This is a genomic window from Moraxella nonliquefaciens, assembly GCF_001679005.1.
Taxonomy (GTDB): domain Bacteria; phylum Pseudomonadota; class Gammaproteobacteria; order Pseudomonadales; family Moraxellaceae; genus Moraxella; species Moraxella nonliquefaciens.
The window spans coordinates 1-23683 of the sequence record NZ_LXTW01000003.1; the positions used below are offsets into that span (position 1 = coordinate 1).

29 protein-coding genes are annotated in these 23683 nt (G+C 37.6%); 26 read left to right on the top strand and 3 right to left on the bottom strand.

Annotated elements, in window-relative coordinates; translation table 11 throughout:
- Positions 1–400: 400 nt before the first annotated feature.
- The 4 genes from A7456_RS01200 (at position 401) to uvrC (ending at position 5225) form a co-directional block, all read left to right on the top strand.
- Positions 401–661 carry a type B 50S ribosomal protein L31 gene (locus tag A7456_RS01200; protein ID WP_066886251.1) on the top strand — a complete coding sequence of 87 codons (261 nt, stop codon included), beginning with the start codon at positions 401–403 and terminating at the stop codon, positions 659–661.
- 473 nt (positions 662–1134) lie between these two features.
- Complete coding sequence (rho, locus tag A7456_RS01205) at positions 1135–2391, top strand: transcription termination factor Rho (RefSeq protein WP_066886249.1); 1257 nt, start codon at positions 1135–1137, stop codon at positions 2389–2391.
- 477 nt (positions 2392–2868) lie between these two features.
- Complete coding sequence (locus A7456_RS01210; protein WP_065256892.1) at positions 2869–3240, top strand: hypothetical protein; 372 nt, start codon at positions 2869–2871, stop codon at positions 3238–3240.
- A gap of 158 nt (positions 3241–3398) precedes the next feature.
- Positions 3399–5225: an excinuclease ABC subunit UvrC gene (gene uvrC, locus A7456_RS01215; protein ID WP_067006758.1), complete on the top strand. Its 1827-nt coding sequence runs from the start codon at positions 3399–3401 to the stop codon at positions 5223–5225.
- An 85-nt stretch (positions 5226–5310) separates the two neighbouring features.
- Here the strand turns inward: uvrC and A7456_RS01220 are convergent, their stop codons facing one another.
- From A7456_RS01220 to A7456_RS01230, 3 genes are all read right to left on the bottom strand, one after another.
- Positions 5311–6768, bottom strand: a complete 1458-nt coding sequence (locus tag A7456_RS01220) for an anion permease (protein WP_067006762.1) — start codon at positions 6766–6768, stop codon at positions 5311–5313.
- Between the two features lie 494 nt (positions 6769–7262).
- Complete coding sequence (locus tag A7456_RS01225; RefSeq protein ID WP_067006765.1) at positions 7263–7979, bottom strand: type III pantothenate kinase; 717 nt, start codon at positions 7977–7979, stop codon at positions 7263–7265.
- 139 nt (positions 7980–8118) lie between these two features.
- Positions 8119–8964 carry a biotin--[acetyl-CoA-carboxylase] ligase gene (locus A7456_RS01230; protein WP_067006768.1) on the bottom strand — a complete coding sequence of 282 codons (846 nt, stop codon included), beginning with the start codon at positions 8962–8964 and terminating at the stop codon, positions 8119–8121.
- A 76-nt stretch (positions 8965–9040) separates the two neighbouring features.
- Here A7456_RS01230 and A7456_RS01235 point away from each other — a divergent pair, with 76 nt between their 5' ends.
- The 22 genes from A7456_RS01235 (at position 9041) to A7456_RS01335 (ending at position 23673) form a co-directional block, all read left to right on the top strand.
- A complete protein-coding gene (locus A7456_RS01235) occupies positions 9041–9847 on the top strand; it encodes a sulfite exporter TauE/SafE family protein (RefSeq protein WP_066891816.1) in 807 nt (268 codons plus the stop codon).
- Between the two features lie 376 nt (positions 9848–10223).
- Positions 10224–10718: a hypothetical protein gene (locus A7456_RS11285; RefSeq protein WP_067006771.1), complete on the top strand. Its 495-nt coding sequence runs from the start codon at positions 10224–10226 to the stop codon at positions 10716–10718.
- Between the two features lie 795 nt (positions 10719–11513).
- Complete coding sequence (locus A7456_RS01250; RefSeq protein ID WP_067006774.1) at positions 11514–11774, top strand: hypothetical protein; 261 nt, start codon at positions 11514–11516, stop codon at positions 11772–11774.
- Between the two features lie 520 nt (positions 11775–12294).
- Complete coding sequence (locus A7456_RS01260; protein WP_067006780.1) at positions 12295–12714, top strand: hypothetical protein; 420 nt, start codon at positions 12295–12297, stop codon at positions 12712–12714.
- A gap of 233 nt (positions 12715–12947) precedes the next feature.
- Positions 12948–13193: a hypothetical protein gene (locus A7456_RS01265; protein ID WP_067006783.1), complete on the top strand. Its 246-nt coding sequence runs from the start codon at positions 12948–12950 to the stop codon at positions 13191–13193.
- A gap of 368 nt (positions 13194–13561) precedes the next feature.
- Positions 13562–13996 (top strand): hypothetical protein, encoded by a 435-nt coding sequence (locus tag A7456_RS01270; RefSeq protein WP_145916029.1) that lies wholly within the window; start codon positions 13562–13564, stop codon positions 13994–13996.
- Positions 13997–14074: 78 nt separating this feature from the next.
- Positions 14075–14365: a hypothetical protein gene (locus tag A7456_RS01275; RefSeq protein WP_067006788.1), complete on the top strand. Its 291-nt coding sequence runs from the start codon at positions 14075–14077 to the stop codon at positions 14363–14365.
- Positions 14366–14615: 250 nt separating this feature from the next.
- Positions 14616–14861 (top strand): hypothetical protein, encoded by a 246-nt coding sequence (locus tag A7456_RS11515; RefSeq protein ID WP_167346517.1) that lies wholly within the window; start codon positions 14616–14618, stop codon positions 14859–14861.
- A gap of 333 nt (positions 14862–15194) precedes the next feature.
- Positions 15195–15335: a hypothetical protein gene (locus A7456_RS11290; protein WP_158512454.1), complete on the top strand. Its 141-nt coding sequence runs from the start codon at positions 15195–15197 to the stop codon at positions 15333–15335.
- Between the two features lie 236 nt (positions 15336–15571).
- Positions 15572–15718, top strand: a complete 147-nt coding sequence (locus A7456_RS11295) for a hypothetical protein (RefSeq protein ID WP_156623354.1) — start codon at positions 15572–15574, stop codon at positions 15716–15718.
- A 1031-nt stretch (positions 15719–16749) separates the two neighbouring features.
- Positions 16750–16995, top strand: a complete 246-nt coding sequence (locus tag A7456_RS01290; protein WP_067006790.1) for a hypothetical protein — start codon at positions 16750–16752, stop codon at positions 16993–16995.
- Between the two features lie 184 nt (positions 16996–17179).
- Positions 17180–17356: a hypothetical protein gene (locus tag A7456_RS11300; RefSeq protein ID WP_158512455.1), complete on the top strand. Its 177-nt coding sequence runs from the start codon at positions 17180–17182 to the stop codon at positions 17354–17356.
- A gap of 105 nt (positions 17357–17461) precedes the next feature.
- Positions 17462–17731 carry a hypothetical protein gene (locus A7456_RS01295; protein WP_067006792.1) on the top strand — a complete coding sequence of 90 codons (270 nt, stop codon included), beginning with the start codon at positions 17462–17464 and terminating at the stop codon, positions 17729–17731.
- A complete protein-coding gene (locus A7456_RS11850) occupies positions 17706–17828 on the top strand; it encodes a hypothetical protein (protein ID WP_265091068.1) in 123 nt (40 codons plus the stop codon). The genes A7456_RS01295 and A7456_RS11850 overlap by 26 nt, the downstream gene beginning before the upstream one ends.
- 411 nt (positions 17829–18239) lie before the next feature.
- Positions 18240–18416 (top strand): hypothetical protein, encoded by a 177-nt coding sequence (locus tag A7456_RS11305; RefSeq protein WP_158512456.1) that lies wholly within the window; start codon positions 18240–18242, stop codon positions 18414–18416.
- Positions 18417–18523: 107 nt separating this feature from the next.
- Positions 18524–18985 carry a hypothetical protein gene (locus A7456_RS01300; protein ID WP_067006794.1) on the top strand — a complete coding sequence of 154 codons (462 nt, stop codon included), beginning with the start codon at positions 18524–18526 and terminating at the stop codon, positions 18983–18985.
- A 90-nt stretch (positions 18986–19075) separates the two neighbouring features.
- Complete coding sequence (locus A7456_RS11115) at positions 19076–19321, top strand: hypothetical protein (RefSeq protein ID WP_066886188.1); 246 nt, start codon at positions 19076–19078, stop codon at positions 19319–19321.
- 641 nt (positions 19322–19962) lie between these two features.
- The gene (locus A7456_RS01305) at positions 19963–20238 is read left to right on the top strand and encodes a hypothetical protein (RefSeq protein ID WP_145916031.1); all 276 of its coding nucleotides are present in this window, start codon (positions 19963–19965) and stop codon (positions 20236–20238) included.
- 879 nt (positions 20239–21117) lie between these two features.
- A complete protein-coding gene (locus A7456_RS01320) occupies positions 21118–21408 on the top strand; it encodes a hypothetical protein (protein ID WP_067006801.1) in 291 nt (96 codons plus the stop codon).
- A 79-nt stretch (positions 21409–21487) separates the two neighbouring features.
- Positions 21488–21859, top strand: a complete 372-nt coding sequence (locus A7456_RS01325) for a hypothetical protein (protein WP_067006802.1) — start codon at positions 21488–21490, stop codon at positions 21857–21859.
- A 278-nt stretch (positions 21860–22137) separates the two neighbouring features.
- Complete coding sequence (locus A7456_RS01330) at positions 22138–22512, top strand: hypothetical protein (RefSeq protein ID WP_067006804.1); 375 nt, start codon at positions 22138–22140, stop codon at positions 22510–22512.
- 693 nt (positions 22513–23205) lie between these two features.
- On the top strand, positions 23206–23673 hold the full coding sequence (locus A7456_RS01335; RefSeq protein ID WP_067006806.1) for a hypothetical protein: 468 nt from the start codon (positions 23206–23208) through the stop codon (positions 23671–23673).
- Positions 23674–23683: the final 10 nt, after the last annotated feature.

The window sequence follows — 23683 nt, forward strand, 5'->3', positions numbered from 1 at the left end:
GACAGGGTTTTATTGGTAAAATCTATAAAAAATACAACCAAATTTTTCTTAAATGATGTAAATATTCTCATGAAAAACATACCATTTGTGTGAATGATTGACTTAAAAGGTATTTGCTTGAAATATAGTCTGCCCTACCAAAAATTCCTTACCGATACATGTACTAAATTTACAAAATTGGTGTGATTTTTATTGAAAAATAAATGATTTTGCGTTAAAATGACATTTTTATTTCTATGTCTTCTCCCACTTAGGTTGGCTAATAAATGACTTTGTGGTATATCATGTCAAAGTTGGTTGATGATGATATGGCTACAACTGGCTTATTTTAATTATTTGATATGTTGATGAATTGTTAAAATACCTTTTTATTAGTGCCTAGGTTAATTGGATTTTTATCATGCGTAAAGATATTCACCCAGAATACCGTGAGGTATTATTTCACGACACCAATGCGGACGTTTATTTCCTAACCCGTTCTACTGTGGCAACTAAAACTACTCGTGAGTACGAAGGTGTTCAATATCCATATTTTCCACTGGATATTTCAAGTGCATCTCACCCATTCTACACAGGTGAACAACGTCAAGCATCTAATGAAGGTCGTGTGGCAAGTTTTAATAAACGTTTTGGTGCTTTCGCTAACCGAGGCAAAAAATAATAAATTTTATAGATTTATCTATGATGTCAAAATACCCTAAATCTTTGGTTTGGGGTATTTCCTAGGTTTAATCTAAGTGTAATACAAATTGTATAAATGTGCAAAAGAAGATGAGTATGCCTATTTTTGATATTGTATACTCAACACACATAACTTTATTCATAATATTTTATAGAAGATAGCACATATCAATTGCAGACTTTCTTATTTCTCATTGCAAATATAGCCTAACAATAAAGGATTTGCTGATCGCTCATATTATAATATACAACCATTGCAATTTTAGTGATTCAAAAATCATCACCAGTCCTTGACATTTTGATAAATAACGGTTATTATAAGTAGCTTATTTATCCTTTCGTGTGTTGTCATTTTACCCATATTTTTACCGCCCTTGTCAGTTCTTGACTTTTTCTTGGCGGAATTCATTTTACTTTTATTTTCATCTCCAAAAATCTTATCCAGACCATCTCATGAATTTGACCGAACTAAAACGCAAGCCTGTTAGCGATTTGTTATACATTGCTGAACAAATGGGGCTTGAAAACATGGCTCGTAGCCGTAAACAAGACATTATTTTTGCCATCTTAAAAACTCACGCTCGCAATGGTGAGCCGATTTATGGTGATGGCGTCTTAGAGATTTTGCCAGATGGTTTTGGCTTTTTACGTTCATCAGAGGGTTCATACTTGGCAGGGCCTGATGACATCTATGTCAGTCCGAGCCAAATTCGTCGTTTTAACCTACAAACGGGCGATTCTATTGCAGGGCAAATCAGACCACCCAAAGATGGTGAGCGGTATTTTGCTTTATTAAAGGTCAGTCAAATCAACTTTGATACGCCCGACCGTTCTCGCCATAAACTCATCTTTGAAAACTTAACACCACTTTTCCCTACTAAGCAATTACGTTTGGAGGTGGGTAATGGGACAACCGAGGACTTGACGGGGCGTATGATTGACCTGATTGCTCCCATCGGTAAGGGTCAGCGTTCTATCATTGTTGCTCCACCTAAGGCGGGTAAAACCGTACTACTACAAAATATCGCCCAAGCCATCTCAAAAAACCATCCTGAATGCTATCTCATTGTGTTACTCATCGATGAACGTCCAGAGGAGGTGACCGAAATGCAACGTACTGTGCGTGGTGAGGTTGTCGCCTCAACCTTTGATGAGCCACCACAGCGACACATTCAAGTTGCTGAAATGGTTATTGAAAAAGCCAAACGTCTTGTTGAACACAAGCAAGACGTGGTTATTCTGTTAGATAGTATCACACGCCTAGCCCGTGCCTATAATACGGTCATTCCATCAAGTGGTAAAGTGCTGACAGGTGGTGTGGATGCTAATGCGTTGGAGCGTCCAAAACGCTTTTTTGGTGCGGCTCGTAATGTTGAAGAAGGTGGTAGTTTAACCATCATCTCAACCGCCTTGACTGACACAGGCTCAAAGATGGACAGTGTTATTTTTGAGGAGTTTAAGGGTACGGGCAACCAAGAGATTACCTTAGAGCGAGAACTTGCTGAACGCCGTATTTTCCCTGCCATCAATATCAAAAAATCATCAACTCGTCGTGAAGAACGTCTGATTGATGATGAAATGCTAAGAAAAGTGTGGGTTTTGCGTAAACTTTTGCAGCCCATGGATGACTATCAGGCGACCGAGTTTTTGCTTGACCGCCTAAAAGATGCCAAAACCAACGATGAGTTTTTTAATAACATGACCAAATAACACTCATTTATTATAAATATTAATAAATAAATGGGTGTTGGTAAGTTGCCATTATGACAGCGTGGTTAAAATTTTATCAGCAGTTGGCTTGCCAATTATTTTATTCGCCATATTTGTAAACGGTATTTTGAACATACCTTTTAATTTTATGGATGATTGATAGAAATTTACAATGCTAAGCCATTTTAGTGATAATGCCCAAGATGATGATCAGGTGATGGATTGGAGAAATATTTTGTTACATATTAATCCCATTTATTACTAAAAATCATTTGTTATTATCTACTAATGTTTATATAATAGTACGAGCAATATAGGGGTAACACTTTATTGTCTTTTTTTGTCATTTGAATTTATGATGATGGTTTAGATAATAAAATGCCATCCAACATCTATTGAATACCTATAATGAGAATGAGACAGCCTATCCTATATGGTTTTATGTCAAAAGCATCCACTTAATTTGGAGAATATAGCATGAAAAAATTAATCCTAGCCACTTTGGTTGGTTCATTGGCACTAACTGCCTGTTCAAAACCAGCGGAAGAAGCAACCGATGCTGCTGTTGCTGCCCAAGAAGCTGCAAATGAGGCACAAGTTGCTGCCGCTGCTGCTCCTGCTGATGCTACCGCACAACAGGCCGCTGATGTTGCACAAGCCGCTGCTGATACGGCTTCTAATGCTGCTGCTGAGGCACAAATTGCAGGTGATGGCACTGTTGCAAAACAAGCTGAGGCTACTGCTGAAAATGCACAAGATGCCGCCGAAGCTGCTGCTGATGCTGCCAATGCTGCCGCTGATGGTACTGTTGTTACAACTGTTCCTGTGCAAACAACCACTAATAACTAATCAAGATGTATTGCACAATATTATTGTGCAACCTTGTTTATTTTTCAAAAAGAGCCAGTTTTGGCTCTTTTTTATTCATCATTTGGTATGACTTGTAAAACCTAAAATTTACCTTATATTTACCTTATAAAACCATCAGTTAAGTACCTAAGTTTTTTATGAATCATGCTCATGCTGACCGTCTTATACAATTATTAAAAAATATTCCCAACCTACCAGGGGTTTATAAAATGCTTGGCAAGTCGGGTGAAATTTTGTACATTGGTAAAGCCAAATCTCTAAAAAATAGGGTTAATAGCTATTTTGCCAAGACTGTTGAACATCCAAAAACAGTGGCTTTGGTTGCTCGTATTTGTGATATTGAAATCATCATCACACGAGGTGAATCTGAGGCTCTACTCCTTGAACAAAATCTCATCAAACAGCACCGTCCGCCTTATAATATCATTCTAAGGGATGATAAATCTTATTTGTATCTGTTTATCTCCAAGGATAAATTTCCACGCCTTGCGGTTGGTCGTGGTAAGGGCAATCATACCGAAGGTCGCTATTTTGGCCCTTATCCATCTGCCAATACTGCCAAAGAAGCGGTGTTACTTTTGCAAAAGCTTTTTATGTTAAGAAACTGCACCAATGCAGTATTTACCAGTGCCAAACGCCCCTGCTTAGAACACCAAATAAAACGCTGTACTGCCCCATGTGTGGGATTGATTAGCCAAGCGGATTATGATGACAGTGTGGCACAAGCCCTTGATTTTTTAAATGGCAAAACAGCCGAACTACAAACCATGCTCGCCCAAAAAATGCACGAATCTGCCAAGAACATGCACTTTGAGCAGGCCGTTTTTTATAGAGACCGCCTTGCCATGCTCTCGGACATTACCGCCCATCAAGCGGTGTATCGAATGGGTGATGACAGTAGTGCCGATGTGTTTGCCATGGCTGATAAAAATGGACTGACGGTTGTCCATATACTGACTGTGCGTGGTGGTAAGGTGTTAGGTGGCAAGAATTATTTTCCTGATGATGTGGGGGTATTTGATACGTTGGGTGAACGGTTGGAGCGGTTTTTGTTGTCATTTTATTTGGATGTGAGTGATGATTTGCCCAAAGAAATTATTATCAATGAGACCATTGATGACAAAGACACGACTGCCAAGCTGTTAAATGCTGAATTTGGTAAAAAATGCGTGATAAAAGACAGGGTGCAAAAACACCGCCGAGAATGGCAGGATTTGGCGATTTTGAATGCTCATAATGCCCTAAGTGCTAAATTATCCGACTTTAATGAATTAAATGAGCGGTTTGTTGCCATGCAACAGGTGTTAGGGGCGGTATCAGATAGGGTGATTAACCGTATTGAATGCTTTGATATCAGTCATACAATGGGTGAGTTGGCGGTGGGGTCGTGTGTGGTATTTGACAGTCGTGGAGCAAGAAATCGGGATTATCGTCAGTATGCCATTCATGATGTGGTTGGTGGTGATGATTATGGGGCGATGAGGCAGGTGCTAACCAGACGATATTCTAAGCATCCCTTGCCTGATTTGCTACTAATAGATGGTGGACGAGGGCAATTAAACGTTGCCAAAGAGGTCTTGACTGAACTTGATAAATTAGATGAGACATTGCTTGTGAGTGTTGCCAAAGGTGAGGGGAGAAAGGCAGGGCTTGAAGTGTTGCACTTTTTAGAGCATGAACCGATAGATTTACCAAAGGACAGCAAAGCATTGCATCTGATTATGCACATACGAGACGAAGCTCACCGTTTTGCCATCACCGCACATCGTAAAAAACGAGATAAGGCTCGTGGGGTAAGTGTGCTGGAAGTCATTCCCAATCTTGGGGCAAAACGCAGGCGAGACCTGTTGGCTCATTTTGGTGGTATTCAGCAACTCCTTGGTGCATCTGAAAGTGAGATTGCTCATGTTAAGGGCATTGGTAAGGTACTGGCAGGGACGATTTATAAATCACTACATGGCTAAGAGAGGGTCTTTTGGATAATGAAATAAGGGTAAATTCAATTTACCCTTATTTTTGTTTATTTGGACATAATTTTATCAATAATAATTAATAATACCCAAGCACTTTCCACCAAATCAGTCCGATGCCAATCCATACCACAAGATTGACCACACTCATGACCGCCCCAACTTTCCACCACTGTCCAAGCGAGACATAGCCTGCCCCAAAGATGACAGGAGCTGTGCCTGTGGCGTAGTGTGTGAGTGACATCATCAGACTGCTAGATGCTGCCAAAATCAAGGCATAGAGCATGGGCGGTGCCCCAAGAGCAAGTCCAACACCATAAAACGCCCCGAACATGGCTGTAATGTGAGCGGTTGTGCTGGCAAAAAAGTAATGAGCATACAGATATACAAGTGTTAAAATCACCACTGCCCCAACCCAGCCTACTCCCATGCCCCCAATGACAGTCTCAATCTGCCCTGAGAACCATGCGATAAGTCCCAGTTTATTCAGATATGTTGCCATCATAATCAGCACACCAAACCACACGAGTGTGTCCCAAGCGGATTTTTCTTTTAAAATATCATCCCATGTGAGTACACCCGTCAAAATCACCACTGACAAGCCCAAAAATGCCACGGCTGTTGCATTCACCGCCCACACATCGCCAAAGAGCATGGCAGGTATGTTCGCCCACAGTAGGAGCATGCCACCAAATACACCAAGCATGATTTTCTCATCACGGCTTACTTTGCCAAGCTCAGCGAGTTTTTGGCTGGTAAATTCTTTGACATTGGGCGTTTTGGTAATCTCAGGTTTGGCAATGATATAGATGACAAGGGGCATAAGCAGGATACATGCAAGTCCAGGCAGTAGCATGGCGAGTGCCCATGTTGTCCACGACAGATGAATATTGTTGTCTGTGGCCTTAGCAACCAGTTCCACCACCAAAGGGTTTGGGGCGGTAGCGGTAATGAACATGGCGGAGGTGATGGGGTTGGATTGGTAGTTCACCAGTGACAAATATTCACCCATCTTTTTGGTTGTGCCATCATCAGGCTTTGAGCCAAAACTTTGGGCAATAGAACGAGTGATGGGATAGATGATTGCCCCACCTCGAGCGGTATTAGATGGCGTGATGGGAGCAAGTAAGGTTTCGGCAATGGCCAGTGAGTAGCCAATGCCAAGTGTCTTTTTGCCAAAAAAGCCGATGACACTATAAGCAATCCTAGCTCCAAGTCCTGTTTTGACCAGCCCTCGTGAGATGATGACCGCTACGGCAATGAGCCAAATGAGCGGACTTGAAAAGCTAGATAACGCATCTTTCATCGCATCTTTGGGTGTATCAGCGGTAACGCCTGTTAAGGCAACCAAGGTGATGGCGATGATGGAAATCGCCCCAATCGGTAGTACTTTACCAATGATGGCAACAATCGTCCCAACAAATAACGCAAGCAAGTGCCATGCGTTTGGTTCAACGCCTTGTGGTATGGGAATGACAAACCAAATGATTAGTGTAACAAGCACGGCAATGACCGCAGGAATGGGTTTAAATGGCATACGTTCACCTTTTTATCATCATCAATGGTACTAAAAAATAAAACCCTGCCAATTTCCCTATTGTTCTAATATCCTTATAAATTTTAAGGATTTAAAAATAAAATAAAAACCATCACACAATAATTATTTGGTGTTGATAAAATAGAAAAAATACCAAACTTTTATCGTCTATTAGTATGATTTGTTTATTTGATTATAACAGAATTGTGGGTATGAACCCATAGAATGTGTGGGCTTATTTAAAGATTGTTTTGATAGTTTCATCATATAAAATGATAAAATCATTCAAAGGCGGTAGAGTTGTTTGGTTCATCTCTAATCTTGCCCCTTGTTAATGGTGTCGCCCAATTCGGTAGGGTACTGCTGTGATGATGGTGTTTAAAGCGAAGCTAAACCCATGCCAATTAGCATCCAGCAACGACGATGAGATGGGCGAAGATTTGGCTTTGCAAAATAGCAAGCTAAGTGGCAGATTGTGTTTGTTGCAATTCACATCAAGCAAAATACCGCCTCAATCCTGCCAGTAACAGTTCTTTTTGGGTGTCAAGTTTGCCCCTAAATTGCATGTTTATCATATCAGCTCCGCCCCCTGTTAGGGTAATCTTAAAATCAGGATAATCAGCACGTACCGCACGCACCGCCCCAACCACACCAAACAGCACGCCATGATTGACCGCATCAAAGGTTGTTCGTCCAAGCTCGGTGCTGTCAAAACGCCCTGCCTTGACCGCAATCTGCTGAGTGCCTGCATACAGGGCATGGCGTTGCATATAGACATTAGGTAGAATATAACCACCCAAATGTGTGCCATGCTCTATCAGATCAATCGTCAAAGCTGTGCCACAACCGACCACACATTGTTTTTTGGTATCATCCACCACGCCAAGCATTTGTAACCATCTGTCCACACCAAGCTGGGTTGGGTTGTAATGACTCACCAAAAGCTGATGGGTAGCATTTACTTTGGCAAATTCAAATGGTACGTTAAAGCCTTGCAATGTCTGGGTGATGGCATGGTTAATCTTATCACCAAGTACGCTAGATATGCCAACAAATTCAGGTTCAAAACTTGCCAATGTACCCAACAGACCAAGTAGTAATTCATTTGGGGCTTTTAGGTGTTCTTTTGCATCATGGGCGATGATGTTATCGTCATCTACCATCCAATATTTTAGGCGAGTATTGCCTAAATCTAGCCAAAGTTTTTTCATGATTTTCCTTAATTGGGTTTATTAACAATGGGCGTTAATTTAACATGGGGCATTGCCATGCTATATTAATGTTAAAAATTGACAAAGTATGGGTAAATGGCACTTTTTAAAAACAACATTGATTGACCATGCTAAAAACCTAATTCACAATTTTTGCCATGCCTGCAAATATCGGCTTAATATCACCGCCATCATTTAATAACAATTCGCCAGCACTGCCAATACCGATACATTTGCCTTTTGCATAAATATCGGTCATGTTATTTTGTATAAAAATGTGGATAAGTTTATTGGTCAAGAGATGATCGGCATTAAACTTTTTAATAAAATTTTGCAAAAAGATGGGTTTTTTACAATGATTGCAAATTTGTATGGCTTCAAGTATGGTATTTGTCATTGGGATGTATAAGTCTTGGGCACAGGTATTGATGTCGGATAATTCGTTTAGACACGTTGCCTGATAAAGACCGTCTTTTATCATAGGTGAGTTATTGACATTTAGCCCCACACCGACGACCACGCCCACAAGCGTATTTTTATCGTTTAATTTTTTAAAAACAGGTTCAATTAAAATGCCAGCGAGCTTTCTAAAAATACCTGTCTTGTCATCATAAAATCCCATATCATTTGCCCATTTTACCCCAATGGGAGGCAGGTCATTGGTTTGGCGGTGAGCATTGATGGTTTGGATGATGGGCATATTGACAAGATGAAACCCAATCACAAGCGAGAGTAGCCCTGATAATGTGTGTAACTCATACGCCCCTTGACCCATGGGAACATATAGACTCAAAAAAACATTGTCCGCTCCGCTTACCCACGTCCGCCCATGCTGTCCACGACCTGCCGTCTGGTGGCTTGCTGTGTATAGGTGGGGGATGGTGTGGGGGTGCGTGCCATTTGTGATGGCGTGGATAAGCTGGGTATTGGTGCTGTCGGTGATGTCAAAATGGGTGTGGAGCGTGGCGGTTAAAAAATTTGGCATGGGGCGTTTTGGTTGTTTTAAATGGATAAAAATAGGCTATAATACCATAATTTTGGTCAGTGTGAGAGTGTGGAACATGGTGTATCTTTGGTTTGTCATTGCAGGAGCGTTTGCGGGCGTGTGTGCTGGTTTGTTTGGTATAGGCGGTGGCTTGATTATCGTGCCTGCTTTGATGTGGATTTTGGGGGCGTACGGCTTTCCGAGTGAATTTATCCCCCATGTGTCAGTGGGGACGGCGTTGGCGACGATTATCATCACCTCTATTAGTTCCTTGACTGCCCACAACAAAAAAGGCGGTGTGCGTTGGGATGTGTTTAAAAATCTGACCTATGGCTTGGTGGTCGGTTCGCTGTTTGGAGCGTGGGTGGCAACACTCATCAAAGGACAGCATTTACAGGGCTTGATTGGCGTGTTTGCCATCATCATGTCCATACAGATGTTTATGAAAAAGGCAGATGAGAACATCAAGCCCTTGCCTGGGTCGTTTAGCCAAAGCGTGGCGGGCGGTGTGATTGGCATGGCTTCGGCGATTTTTGGGATTGGCGGTGGTAGCCTAAATGTGCCATATCTCACCCATGCAGGTCTGCCCATGAAACAGGCGGTCGGAACTTCGGCGGCGTGCGGTCTGCCCATAGCCATCGCAGGGGCGTTAGGCTTTATGGTGTTTGGGCAAAGCCATGTGGCAAATATGAGCAAGTCTGTGGCAGGGCTTGTTGGATTTGTGCATTTGCCTGCTTTTGTTGCCATTAGTGTGGCAAGTTTTATCACTGCCAAACTTGGGGCAAAAATCGCCCACAAACTGCCAGCAGGCACGCTCAAAAAAGCCTTTGCATGCTTGCTGATTGTGGTGGGTTGTCAGCTCATTTATAAAAGTGTGGTTTAAAAGAGTCATTGACATTCATGGCAATCCATTTGATATTAAAGTAACATTAAATGGTTATCTATCGCCATATTTAATCATTAAAGTAACAAATGAAAAATTTACTTAAATAAAAACAAGAGCTTATTAGCTTATTGTTATGCAATGTTTCGTGGATGCAAGGATATTTGCCCGAACCCTGCTAACCCCATCAGACCACGCCAATCTGCCCCTAACATTTTGGCGGATAAGCAGTATTTGCGATAAACGGTTTTAAAATCAAGACAAAATATTTGACAAGTACAATTGTATTTATTACTATATTACATAATAACCGCACTAAGATGATGTCTTTCACCATCATCACCTTAGTGCGGTTAGGGCTGTCAGTATCAGACTGATGCTTTTTCACAACGTAATAAAAGGAAAAAACTTTCTGAAAAACCACCCAATCCTAGCACTTAGTGCTACTATTATCACCGCCCCTGTTTTTGCAGAGACGACTACTTACCCCACACCAAGCGTAGAGTTATCTACCCAATTTAATGAAGCAACCGACCTATCGTTTGCTTTTGATGATACCCAAAACCTGCAAGCAACTGTTATGACAGATAGTGAGATGCAGGAGACAGAGGGGGCGGTTGCTCCGTGGGTTGCGGGGGCTGGATTAGGTGCTGCAGCTGGTGGTATCGGATACACTTATGGTTGGGCAAGAGGTAATTATAAGTGGAGTAATGCGAAATTTGCAGGGAATGTGACCACAGGGGCTGTAATCGGTGGTACATTCGGAGCTGCAGGTGCTGCAGCTGGTGGCGGTTTGACGGTAGGAGCTAATGCATGGCGTTTCAATAGTTTTGCTTTGAACTCTGGGGTAAATAAAGCTTGGAGGCGTTAAAAAGCAAAGATATTGCTTAAGAGTGTTAAATGGTAACTTTTTAACACTCATACTCTATTAATAATTTAAGTTTACTCAAAAATGCTTGAAATAATAACATCGCTGTTAGAAGCCGTGAGTGGATATATTGGAGGTAGATTTTTTAAAAATAGAAAATATACCCGTAAAAAAATATTCTTAATATCTTTTTTGGTCTCAGCCATTTTTTTCTTGGTGTATTCATGTTATGAATTGCTTTTTGGGCAAAAAGAATTTATTAAGATTACTTTTTTAATATCTTTGATATTATTTATTGCAATATCATTGATACTTTTTATTTTGAAAGTTATAAACTATTTTCTAAACAATGGATATAACGATTGGCATAAGCATAAACAAGGAAATGATAAATAATTTTGTAATCATTTAAAATAAATTTAGCTACTCGTATCTTTTTTGTTCACAAATATCGCCCAATCCAACCTACTCCAAGCCACCGAATGTTAACAAATAAACCAAATAAAAAATCAGTAAAATTAAAACAAAACACTTGAAACCTAAAATTGTATTTGTTACCATCGTAAGACAATAACCAACACCAAGACGACATAAATTGGTACGGTTTTTATGGTGTTAAGTTTTCATAATGTTGATAAAAGAAAAAATTCCATCGCCACCGCCCCTGCATTTGCAGAAACAACGGTTTATCAAACCATACTAAGCACTACACCAAGTGTAGAATTATCTACTCAACCAACATAAGAAGCCGACCTATCGTTTGCTTTTGAGGATACTCAAAACCTGCAAGCAACTGTTATGACAGATAGTCAGATGCAGGAGACACAGGGGGCTTGGGTTGCTAATGCTGTTGGTGGTCTTGCTGGTATGTATGGTGCAGGATATGGTTATCTGGCTGGTGGTGGCAATGATCCTTATAAGTTTATTGGTGCTGCCGCTATGGGGGGAGCTCTTGGTTTTGCAAGTCCAGTAAATGGTGTTCGTTCGGGGCTAACTTCTCTTGGGGTAAGTTTTGCTTCTACTTATGTTTCAACTAAATTTAAAGGAAAATACTGGTAAGTAGTTATATTAACCAACCTTTAAGTTGAATGTATTTTGGTTGTCCTAATGCCAATATTAAAACACCAATAAAAACACTCATAGAATTTAATTTACAAATACGTGAGTGTTTAAGGTTTTACATGAAAAATTTTTTAATTGATATCATTTATCTAATTTTTGTGGTGATTATCGCATTTATAGTAACAAAGACCAATTATTTAGAATTAATAGATGGTAATATAAACGTCGATAAATTTTATACTGATATCATCATCATACCAATTTGTGCGATTTTAATCAGAACAATAATAAAAAAAATGTGGTGATTATTGCATAATTTTAGCATTACTTCTCTTATATTTTAGTATGAATTGCAAATCTTAATATGAATACAAAAAGTCATATTGTCAGCCAACAATAAGAGAAAACAAATGGCACAAAAAACAACGGTCATATTTTTTTATGGTGGTCGATACCATAGATAAATATTAAATAAATCTTAAATAGATTTAATTTCTTTAAAAATATGAGGTGTATCATGTTTTTTGAAATAAAGCCTTTTAATGGCATAGAAAAACATTCTTTTTACTTGTCGGGTCATTATTTATCAAAAGACACCCAAAAAAATAATATTATTGGCTGGGCTTGGGAATTGAGTGATTGTCATATTGTCATTGATGGGAAAACGCTTGATAATAATTTACCAAAAAAACAGCTAAAAAAAATTTATAGAGACATACAGCTTGGAAGAACCATTGCTCAATATCAAAGGTGTTTAAATAAAAATGGGGAATTATTTTTGTATGATGTTTTTGATAAAGTTGGTGATTTTAAATTTTCTATTTACGAAGAAGATTGTGAGCCATCTAATTTTATCAAAAAAATAAATATAAAAGATTTAAAAGCTGGTCTGATAATAAATACAGACATTACATTTTTAGTGGTAAATAAAATTTAGTGGCAATTTTTTAATCAATTTGCTAATGACTGATGGTTTTTCACAATCTTAAAAAATAGAAAAATGTTATGAAAAAACTCTCAATCTTAGCACCACTGTTGCCATTACCCCTGCTTATGCAGAGACGACAACCCAATATAACACACCCAGCACAGAATTATCTACGAATTATCTACCCAACAAGCGGATTTGTCTTTTACTTTTGATTACAAAAATTCCAAAAGGTATTGATTATGTCATTTTGTTTTATGATACAATCTAAAAATGACGTGGTAAAATATGTAAAAGACTATTTTGCTGCCAATTTTGATGCAAGAAGAAGATTTCATGTTGATTATTATCGTTATGATGATATTTATGTGTTTTCTTATGGTTTTAGTGGTATTTTAGTGGAAGGAGAAGATAAGAAAGGAGAAAACAAGAATAACTGCGTCAGTTTTTTCTGTCAGATATTGCTGTTGGCATATTTCAATCACTGATAAAAAATCATATTGGATTTAACTTTGCTTTTGTTAATCTAAGGCATAAAGAAGATGAAGAAATGATTTTTAGAGATATTATTAAAAACCCAAAAGTTAAATATCAATTAAATAATTCTTATTATATTATAGAGAGAAAATTGTACTGCATAAGATGATAAGGTATTATGAAAAATACAGTAAAATACAGTATTGGTTATTTTAAGTGAACAAGATAGTGGCTTTAAAAAACCATTCAGTGTCAGTTTGTGGATATTTTATGAATTCAAAGACCTGCCATTAACCGTTGATGATTTGTTGGCGGATAAGAGATATTTATCCAGATGATTGATGGTAAAATCAAGACAAAAGATAATTGACAGGCACGGTTGTTATTATTATCAAGAATAATAACCAAATTATCTACCAAACAAGTGGGTTTGTCTTTTGCTTTTGATGGTGTAGAAAATTTACAAGCCACTGACATGACACTTGTAGAGATGCAAGAGACACAGGGGGCAGCGTTGCCATTTGTGGCAGGCGTCTTGGTGGGCGGTGCGATTGGTGCTTGGTCTAATCATGGTGCGAGCTATGCTAAAAATGGTCGATTAGCATCTACTAGAAGCACTTTGTATGCGACGGGTGGTGGCATGGTTGGTGGTGTTTACTCTGGTGCTATGCTTAAAGGTGCTGGTATTTCTACAAGCATTTTTGCAAAAAGTGCTTGGAAAGGTGGCACAGGGGTGGCTAATGCCACAATTAGAATTAATGGTGCTTTTTTGGGTCAAGGAACTGTGGGTGGCTACAAACGCAAGAGCAGATAATTGATGACTTGCCAAGTTTAATGCGTATGGCATTAAACTTGGTGTGGGTTAATAAAATAGGTATTAAGAAGTCAATTTATGGACGATAATTTAGTTGTTGTTATACTTATTATTTTGTTTGGCGATAAATTCATTAAGTTTATCATAGATAATGATAGAAATATACCATTGCCATTTTTATTGATATACTTTATTCTTTTTGCAGTCATTTTTCATGTGGGATTGTCTTTTTTTGTGCTTGTGTTTTTAATAAAAGGATTTCATATCCCTTGGATGTCTCTTTGTATTGTTAGTATGTTGATTAGTTTTTTTTCTACATTGGTTTTGTTATTAATCGATAGAAGCAGAGGTCAAAATGGTGCGACTTAGACAATTTATTGTGATGCTATGTTGTTTTGGGGTAGGATTTGCCCACGCCGACTTACCCCTAACCGTTGATGATTTATTGGCGGATAAGCAGTATTTGCGATAAACGGTTTTGAAATTGAGACGAAATATTTTACAAGTACAACTGTATTTGTTACTATATTACATAATAACCGTACTAAGATGATATCTTTCTTTCACCATCACCACCAGTGCGGTTATCCATCATAATTTACAATTTTAGGTAAGTTTTATGTTTGACTTATTATCCGGTTTGTTATCTTATGTGGGTGATGATGTTGCAAAAACAAAATCTAAAAAAAAGCAACTCATCATTTCATTAATTTTTGGTTTTTTGATATTTTTAGCCATTTGCATTGAAGAGTTTTTTGCCAATTCAAGTGCAAGTCTAATATTATTTACCTTGGGGTTGAGTTTTTTATCATCAATGCTGATATTTATTTGTTTTTTGATTGCCAATGTATTGAAAAATAAATAGAATTTTATTAGCATGCCACTTTCCCCATAGGTGGTTTGAGCTTTATAAAAAACAAAACATTATGATGAAATATATTATGAAAAAATGCCCTAACTGTCATAAAAAATGTATTGATGTCCTAGAATATTCTGGTAAATGCCCTTGTTGCAAAGAAGCCATACAAACGCCAGTATTTTTTTTCTGCATATCTAATGATTGTCCTGATGATTGTTATGTCTGCTGGCGTATATATAAATAGTTATTTTTTGATAACATTTGCTTTTTTAATGATTGTCATCTATAAGCTATTTTCCTATCAAATAGATTTACTGTTGTTTCCATTGATGGTTAAAAATGAATAATCAATGGCGTTTTATATATCCAAAATATACTTTGTTTACTTTATTGATTCTACTACTGCCCCCATCAGCCTATGCCGACCTGCCCTTAACCGTTGATGATTTGTTGGCGGATAAGAGATATTTATCCAGATGATTGGTGGTAAAATCAAGACAAAAGACAATTGACAGGCACGGTTATTATTATTATCAACAATAATAACCAAATTATCTACCAAACAAGCGGATTTGTCTTTTGCTTTTGATGATGCAGAAAATTTACAAGCGGTTGTCATGACTGATGGGCAGATGCAAGAGATACAGGGGGCATTTTAGTTACATGTCAGGTGCAACTGCGAGCGGTACATACAACATTATCATGGAGCATCGGTCTTGGGCGGTGCGGGTGTTGGACTTTTAAATCCCATAACTAGTGGCGCTGCACTTTTAAATGGGACTGCTGGTGTCGTAGCAGGGGCAGGAGCAGGGGCGTTTGCTGGTCATGCTTCTATATTGGGTACAAATATGAATATTCGTTAATTAACTTACTAACTTACTAACAGACTTCCTGTGAGCCTTATTTGGCTGACTTTGAATTCCTGATTAAGTTTCGATGAAAGTCAAATGATTAATGTTTTTAACCATTAGCATTATAGGAAGTCTAACAGTTTAATCAAGTACAATTAGCCAAAAGGTAGTTAAGTTTCTCCTTGGAGTTGTATTGGAAATTGTGTTATGATTGTTGCATATATTTTAATTACTTGTGGCTTTTTCCTTGCCTGCATAAAACATATTTCAATAATTGCAACCAAGCCTTCTTTACGATTATTTTTGCATTGCATATCGGTAATGATGGTGGTATCAAGCCCTATGTTTATCAAAAATATGCAAATGCAAGAGTTTTTATATTTTATTGGGTATGTTGCTTTGATGACTATTACATTTTTTTATATAACATATAAAATCTTGAACTGATTTTGAGCCCGTAGAGCTCGTAGGTTGGGTAAGCGATAGCGATACCCAAATAGCGATACCCAATAGATGTAAGGCTTGGCTTAAAATGTCAGATTTTGTATCTCAACCTAACCTACCGAGCTTGGCGGTGCTGCTAGTCCTGCAACAGGCATCGGTAGTGTGGCTGGGGGGTTAGGGTTTGGCACAGCATCTGGTGCAGCCACAGGATACTTAACATCTAAATTCCCAACAATAAATGTAAAATAACCCAATAATTATTTATACAATCTCATTTTGATTTACTAGATGAGATTGTATTTCTATGATATGGGAGTATGCGCATGTTGTTATTCTTAGCCCTTGCCCTAATTATTGTGTCTGCTTTAATGATTCGATATTCTCATTTAATAAATCGGACAAGCTATAAGGTGTTACTTTATTTTGGTTCTGCCATACCTGTAAGTACGTCTAGTGCTATTTTGAGTGCAATGGGTATTGATTTTGTTGTTATTGGTTTATGTGTTTTTATTGCTTCATTGGTTGTTACTTTTATTAAAATTAATTAGAAGGTATTGTTAATTGACTATACCTTTGGGTGGATTTGTAGGGGCAAATGTATGAATACAGCATGTATTTTATTTTTTGCTATCATTTTGGTGCCAAACTTGTTAGCTCGTGGTAAAAAATTATTGCTATTGATGCTTGTCGTTGCATTAATGGTTTTTTTATATTATTACCATATTGTTTGGGGTTACAACCAAGATTTACCATTAGACCCTACTATTAGAATTTTTATAGATTTTTTTATGGCGATTATTGGTGGTTACTTCTATTATTTTATCACAAATAAATATAAAAAATAAAAGCTCGTAGGTTGGGTAAGCGATAGCGATACCCAAATAGCGATACCCAATAGATGTAAGGCTTGGCTTAAAATGTCAGATTTTGTATCTCAACCTAACCTACTGAGCTGATTTGGTGGGGTGTATTCAATCGATTGTTTGCTTTTTTTGCTGATTTACAAAAACCGATCATAGGATTGTCTTTATGAGTTTTAAATATTTATTGGCAGGTTTGCCCTTTTTTGCACTCACCGCCCACGCCGACTTACCCCTTACAGTATCCGACATTTTGGCGGATAAGCAGTATTTGGGAGAAACGGCTTTAAAGTTAAGACAAAAGACAATTGACAAGTACAATTGTATTTATTACTATATTACATAACAACCACACTAAGATGACATCTTTCACCATCATCACCTTAGTGTGATTAGGGCTGTCAGTATCAGACTGATGCTTTTTCACAACGTAATAAAAGGAAAAAACTTTATGAAAAAACTCTCAATCCTAGCACTTAGTGCTACTGTTGCCATCACCCCTGCTTATGCAGAGACTGATGTTAATTATAACACACCTGTCACAGAATTATCTACCAAACAAGCGGATTTGTCTTTTGCTTTTGATGATGTAGAAAATCTGCAAGCGGTTGCCCTGACTGACAGGGAGATGGCAGAGACACAGGGGGCGGTTGCTCCTTATGTCGGTAGAATTGGATTGGGGTTTGCAGGTGGTTTTGGCAGTTCTGCAATTGGTCAATAGCGGTAAAGTTGATTGGGGTCTAGCCACCAAGCATGGACTGTATGGTGCAGGCTTAGGCGGAGCAAGTCGTTGGTTGGCGAACCGTGGTTGGTATTAAAGCCTATTGGTGTTGTTATATCAAAAATGTATTGTAAAAATTTGAACGAGTGAAAGTGAAATATATTCGGTCATATCTCAAAAGAGTTGCATGAGAGTAATCGTAAATTGTGAATTACTTCAAACACAATATTTAATTGATAAAATCACAAATCAAGACATTATTTATAACAAATAATGTCTTGATTAAATAGGGTTTTGAATATGTATTTAAAGAATATATGTCTTTTGTTTTTTATTTGTTTGTGTTGTGCGACTATTGCAATATATGAAATAAATGGCAAATTTGTCATAAGAGATTTGTCTTTAAATGTTATTGGTGGTTGCCTTATTTTGGCAGCAGTATTATCAATATTAGCAAATTACTTACAAAAGATAGATTTCTGGTAATCTCATGTATTGTGGATATTCTATGAATTTTAAACACAGATTTCCCATCTTAACCCTGCTACCCTTTCTAGCCCACGCCGACCTACCCCTAACCGTCGCTAATATTTTGGCGGATAAGCAGTATTTGGGAGAAACGGCTTTAAAGTTAAGACAAAAGACAATTGACAAGTACAATTGTATTTATTACTATATTACATAATAACCACGCTAAGATGATATCTTTCACCATCATCACCTTAGTGCGGTTAGGGCTATCAGTATCAGACTGATGGATTTTTCACAACGCTAATAAAAGGAAAAAACTTTATGAAAAAACTCTCAATCCTAGCACTTAGTGCTACTGTTGCCATCACCCCTGCCTTTGCAGAGACGACGGCTCATTATAACACACCCATCACAGAATTGTCTACCAAACAAGCGGATTTGTCTTTTGCTTTTGATGATGTAGAGAATTTACAAGCGGTTGCCATGACTGATGGGCAGATGCAGGAGACACAGGGGGCTTGGGTAACTACTGCCTTTGGGGCTGCTGTGGGTGGTGCTGGTTATGCTTACGGTGCCTATAAAGGTAATTATCAATGGGATAATAGAAAATTCGCTAGTAATGTCGCTAGTGGTGCAGTCATAGGTACGTTGACAGGAGGAGCTGGTTTTATTGCAAGTGGTGGAGCTAAATTTATTCCAAGCTTAACTAATGCGGGAGCGAATATTTGGCGTGCCAATGGTGCAATTGTGAATACAGGCGTTAATACAGCTTGGCGTAGATAATCTTATTATTTATCACATTATTTTTTAACTTTTTAAAGTGCATGCACTTATAGGTTTTTCTTTTAAGTGCATGCCCTGAGGAGGACTACTATGTTTGATATTTTGTCAGGATTATTGTCGTATAATGATGAGAGCTTGAGCCGTCTAAAATCAAAAAAAGTGCAAGCTTTCGTTTCTTTGTTCTTTGGATTTTTAATATTTTTGTCCATTTGTGTGAAAGAATTTTTTGAAAATTCAGATAGCGGATTAATTATATTTTCCATTAGCGTAAGTGTATTTTCCTCAGTATTTGTTCTTGTCTGCTTTTTTATTGCTGATTTTTTAAAAAAATTATAATTTTATTATAGAAAAATAATGGCATGATCTAACATTTAATTTAGATATTTTGCTAATAATGCATGCAAGTTGAAAAATACTTTTTTTAGATTTAGATAAATAATGTTTTTTTATTTACTGTGCCTGATAATTTTTTCATTTTTCTATGGAGCTGTACTTCTGTTTAATGATTATCTGTCAAGTAACCCAGAATCCAGTTTTTTATCACCAATAATCATGTCAGTATCAGGAGTTATGTTTATAGTGATTCCTATTCATCTTGAAGTAACCTTAAAAATACATATTTTATCTGTTTTGGTTATAAATGTTATTGGAAGCACCATATATCTTAGAATGTGTAAAAAATAAAACACAATCCATGGATTAATAAAGTTTATCTGTCATTTATTTTATTATGAAATTAGAATCTTTGTTTTTTGATCTATTTATACTACCCCACCAGGCCATACCAATCTACCCCTAGCTGTTGCTAACATTTTGGCGGATAAGGAGCATTTGAGGTAAACGGTTTTGAAATCAAGACAAAAGACAATTGACAGGCACGGTTGTTATTATTATCAAGAATAATAACCAAATTATCTATCAAACAAGCCGACCTATCTTTTGCTTTTGATGATGCGGAAAATCTGCAAACAAAAGAGATGACCACCACCGAAATGCAAGAGACACAGGGGGCGGCGTTGCCACTAGCGTATATGGGTGGTGCCGCTCTATTTGGAAGCATGGTTAATGTTAATACATATGTAAGGGCTGTACCCCAGTCTCAAAGAACTTTGGGTGGTTACGCTACTGCGATTGGTAGTGGGGCAGTAGGCGGAGCATTGACTACAACACCAATAGGAGGTATGAGAGCTGCTTTTCTAGGTGGAGGTGTGGCACTTGCGGGGAGTGGTGTTTCTGTTACCATGAAAAAGTAGCATCCCGTAATATTATTTACAAGAAAGAAAGTGCTTTTGAATGATGTGCTTTCTTTCAGTGTTTTATGCCAACAATTACATAAATAATGATATGACAATTTTTGAAATTATATACTACATACTTCTGTTCTCAATATATCCTAGCTTAGTTTTCTTCTTTAATAGAGAAAATTTATCAATTAAAAAGATTGTTTTTTTTACGGCTCTCTTATGTATAATTGGTTTTATATTTGCAAAAATTATTTATGGTAATTATTCGATAGGATTTTTAATTTGTATGGGAGTATGTCCTGCTTTTGGATTATTGGCATTTCATAAAATAAGATATGGTAAATAATTGTGTCAGTTAATAAACTAAAACTAAATTAAGATGTTGGCTATCTTATTCTGTTATAATTGAGATTAAGTAGGTTTTGTAATGATGTATAAACATATTATGATTGTATTTGGGTTGGTGTCATTTTCTTTAACCGCCCACGCCGACCTCCCCCTAACGGTCGATGATCTATTGGCGGATAAAAACCGTTTTAGACTTGATACTGATTTGAGCTATTATAATCATCACAAATCATCGATGGCAAGATGTGTAAAAAAATGTATATTTGTTCAAAACCCCTTGACAACATAAAAAAAAACGTACTATAATGCCACACAAGTCAGCACAATCGTACTCTCATATCAAGTCTTGCTGATGGTTTGGACTTGTATTTTTAAGGAAATATGATGAAAAAATTATCAATTTTGGCATTATCAGCTGTTGTGTCTATTGCTCCTGCATTTGCAGAAGTTAATTCTACTGCCACACCAGCAAAAACAACCACCTAAGAGGTAGACTTATCTTTTGCTTTTGATGATGCGGAAAATCTGCAAACAAAAGAGATGACCACCACCGAAATGCAAGAGACAGAGGGGGCGGTTGCTCCTTTGGTTGCGGTGGGTGTTATGACAGGCACTCGGTTTATTGCTCAACGGTGGGTTACTCAAAAAGTTGCTCAAAATATGGTTAAACGTGGAGCAACCAACATTATGGCTCCCAACCGTTCTGTTGCTAAAAAAATTGCAGGAAATAATCCCATCAGAGAATATCACGTTGGCCCTGGTTCAAGATATACCCATTATCATCCGAACCCAAGAAACGGCTCTCATATTTGGTATGGAAAAACAAGATAACTAAGGCAGTTAAAAGTTATGGGGGTAGCTCAGCCCCCCCCCATAACTTAGTTGCAACATCTAATTGTGGAGCGTATCTATGTCTCATATCTATCTGGTCATTTCTGATGATGAAATCAAAAAAATCACCCAAGAGAGATTTTTAAAATTTCACAGCATAGATAGCCATCAATCTGATAAATACGGTTATTATAGATATGATGAAAACCTTTGTCAGATAATACATGATGATATTTATTGCATTCATAACCAACTAATTGAACTTTTAGGTAATTACAGCAAACAATCTAAAAAATTATTTTTTGCAAAATTTCTTTTGATTAATAAAAGCAATGAAGATGATATGTTTAATCTTTCCTTGGCAAAAATTGATAAATCTACTTTTATCAAACTGGAAAATTTAGATAATAATTCATACCTAAAATTAAACACCATTTATCAAATACCTTAGGGGTTTAAAATGCGTAAACTCACTCTTTGTTGTGTACTATTACTGAGTTTGTCAGATCCACCCTAACCGCCCCTAATATTTTGGCGGATAAGCAGTATTTGGGAGAAACGGCTTTAAAGTTAAGACAAAAGACAATTGACAAATACAATTGTATTTATTACTATATTACATAATAACCACACCAAGATGATATCTTTCACCATCATCACCTTAGTGCGGTTAGGGCTGTCAGTATCAGATTGATGCTTTTTCACAACGTAATAAAAGGAAAAAACTTTATGAAAAAACTTTCAATCCTAGCACTTAGTGCTACTGTCGCCATCACCCCTGCCTTTGCAGAGACGACGGCTCATTATAACACACCTGTTACAGAATTATCTACCAAACAAGCGGATTTGTCTTTTGCTTTTGATGATGTGGAGAATTTACAAGCGGTTGCCCTGACTGACAGGGAGATGGCAGAGACACAGGGGGCGGTTGCTCCTTATGTCGGTAGAATTGGATTGGGGTTTGCAGGTGGTTTTGGCAGTTCTGCAATTGGTCAATATCACAATAGCGGTAAAGTTGATTGGGGTCTGGCCACCAAGCATGGACTGTATGGTGCAGGCTTAGGCGGAGCAAGTCGTTGGTTGGCGAACCGTGGTTGGTATTAAAGCCTATTGGTGTTGTTATATCAAAAATGTATTGTAAAAATTTGAACGAGTGAAAGTGAAATATATTCGGTCATATCTCAAAAGAGTTGCATGAGAGTAATCGTAAATTGTGAATTACTTCAAACACAATATTTAATTGATAAAATCACAAATCAAGACATTATTTATAACAAATAATGTCTTGATTAAATAGGGTTTTGAATATGTATTTAAAGAATATATGTCTTTTGTTTTTTATTTGTTTGTGTTGTGCGACTATTGCAATATATGAAATAAATGGCAAATTTGTCATAAGAGATTTGTCTTTAAATGTTATTGGTGGTTGCCTTATTTTGGCAGCAGTATTATCAATATTAGCAAATTACTTACAAAAGATAGATTTCTGGTAATCTCATGTATTGTGGATATTCTATGAATTTTAAACACAGATTTCCCATCTTAACTCTGCTACCCTTTCTAGCCCACGCCGACCTACCCCTAACCGCCCCTAATATTTTGGCGGATAAGCAGTATTTGCGATAAACGGTTTTAAAATTGAGACGAAATATTTTACAAGTACAACTGTATTTGTTACTATATTACATAATAACCACACCAAGATGATATCTTTCACCATCATCACCTTAGTGCGGTTAGGGCTATCAGTATCAGACTGATGGATTTTTCACAACGCTAATAAAAGGAAAAAACTTTATGAAAAAACTCTCAATCCTAGCACTTAGTGCTACCGTAGCTATCGCTCCTGCATTTGCAGAGACGACTTCTCATTATACCACACCCATCACAGAATTAACACCTGTTACAGAATTATCTAGCCAACAAGCAGATTTGTCTTTTGCTTTTGATGATGCAGAGAATTTACAAGCGGTTGCCATGACTGATAAGCAGATGGAAGAGACACAGGGGGCTTGGGTTCCTAATGTTGTGGGTGGAGTTGCTGGTGGCTTAGGTGGTCATTTTGGCTATATGTCAAGTGTAGTAACATCAGGTCAGTACAACTTTGGAGGTCATTTGGCATCGGTTGGTCTTGGAGCACTTGGCGGTGTTGCTAGTCCTGCAACAGGCATTGGTAGTGTGGCTTGGGGGTTAGGGTTTGGCACAGCATCTGGTGCAGCCACAGGATACTTAACATCTAAATTCCCAACAATAAATGTAAAATAACCCAATAATT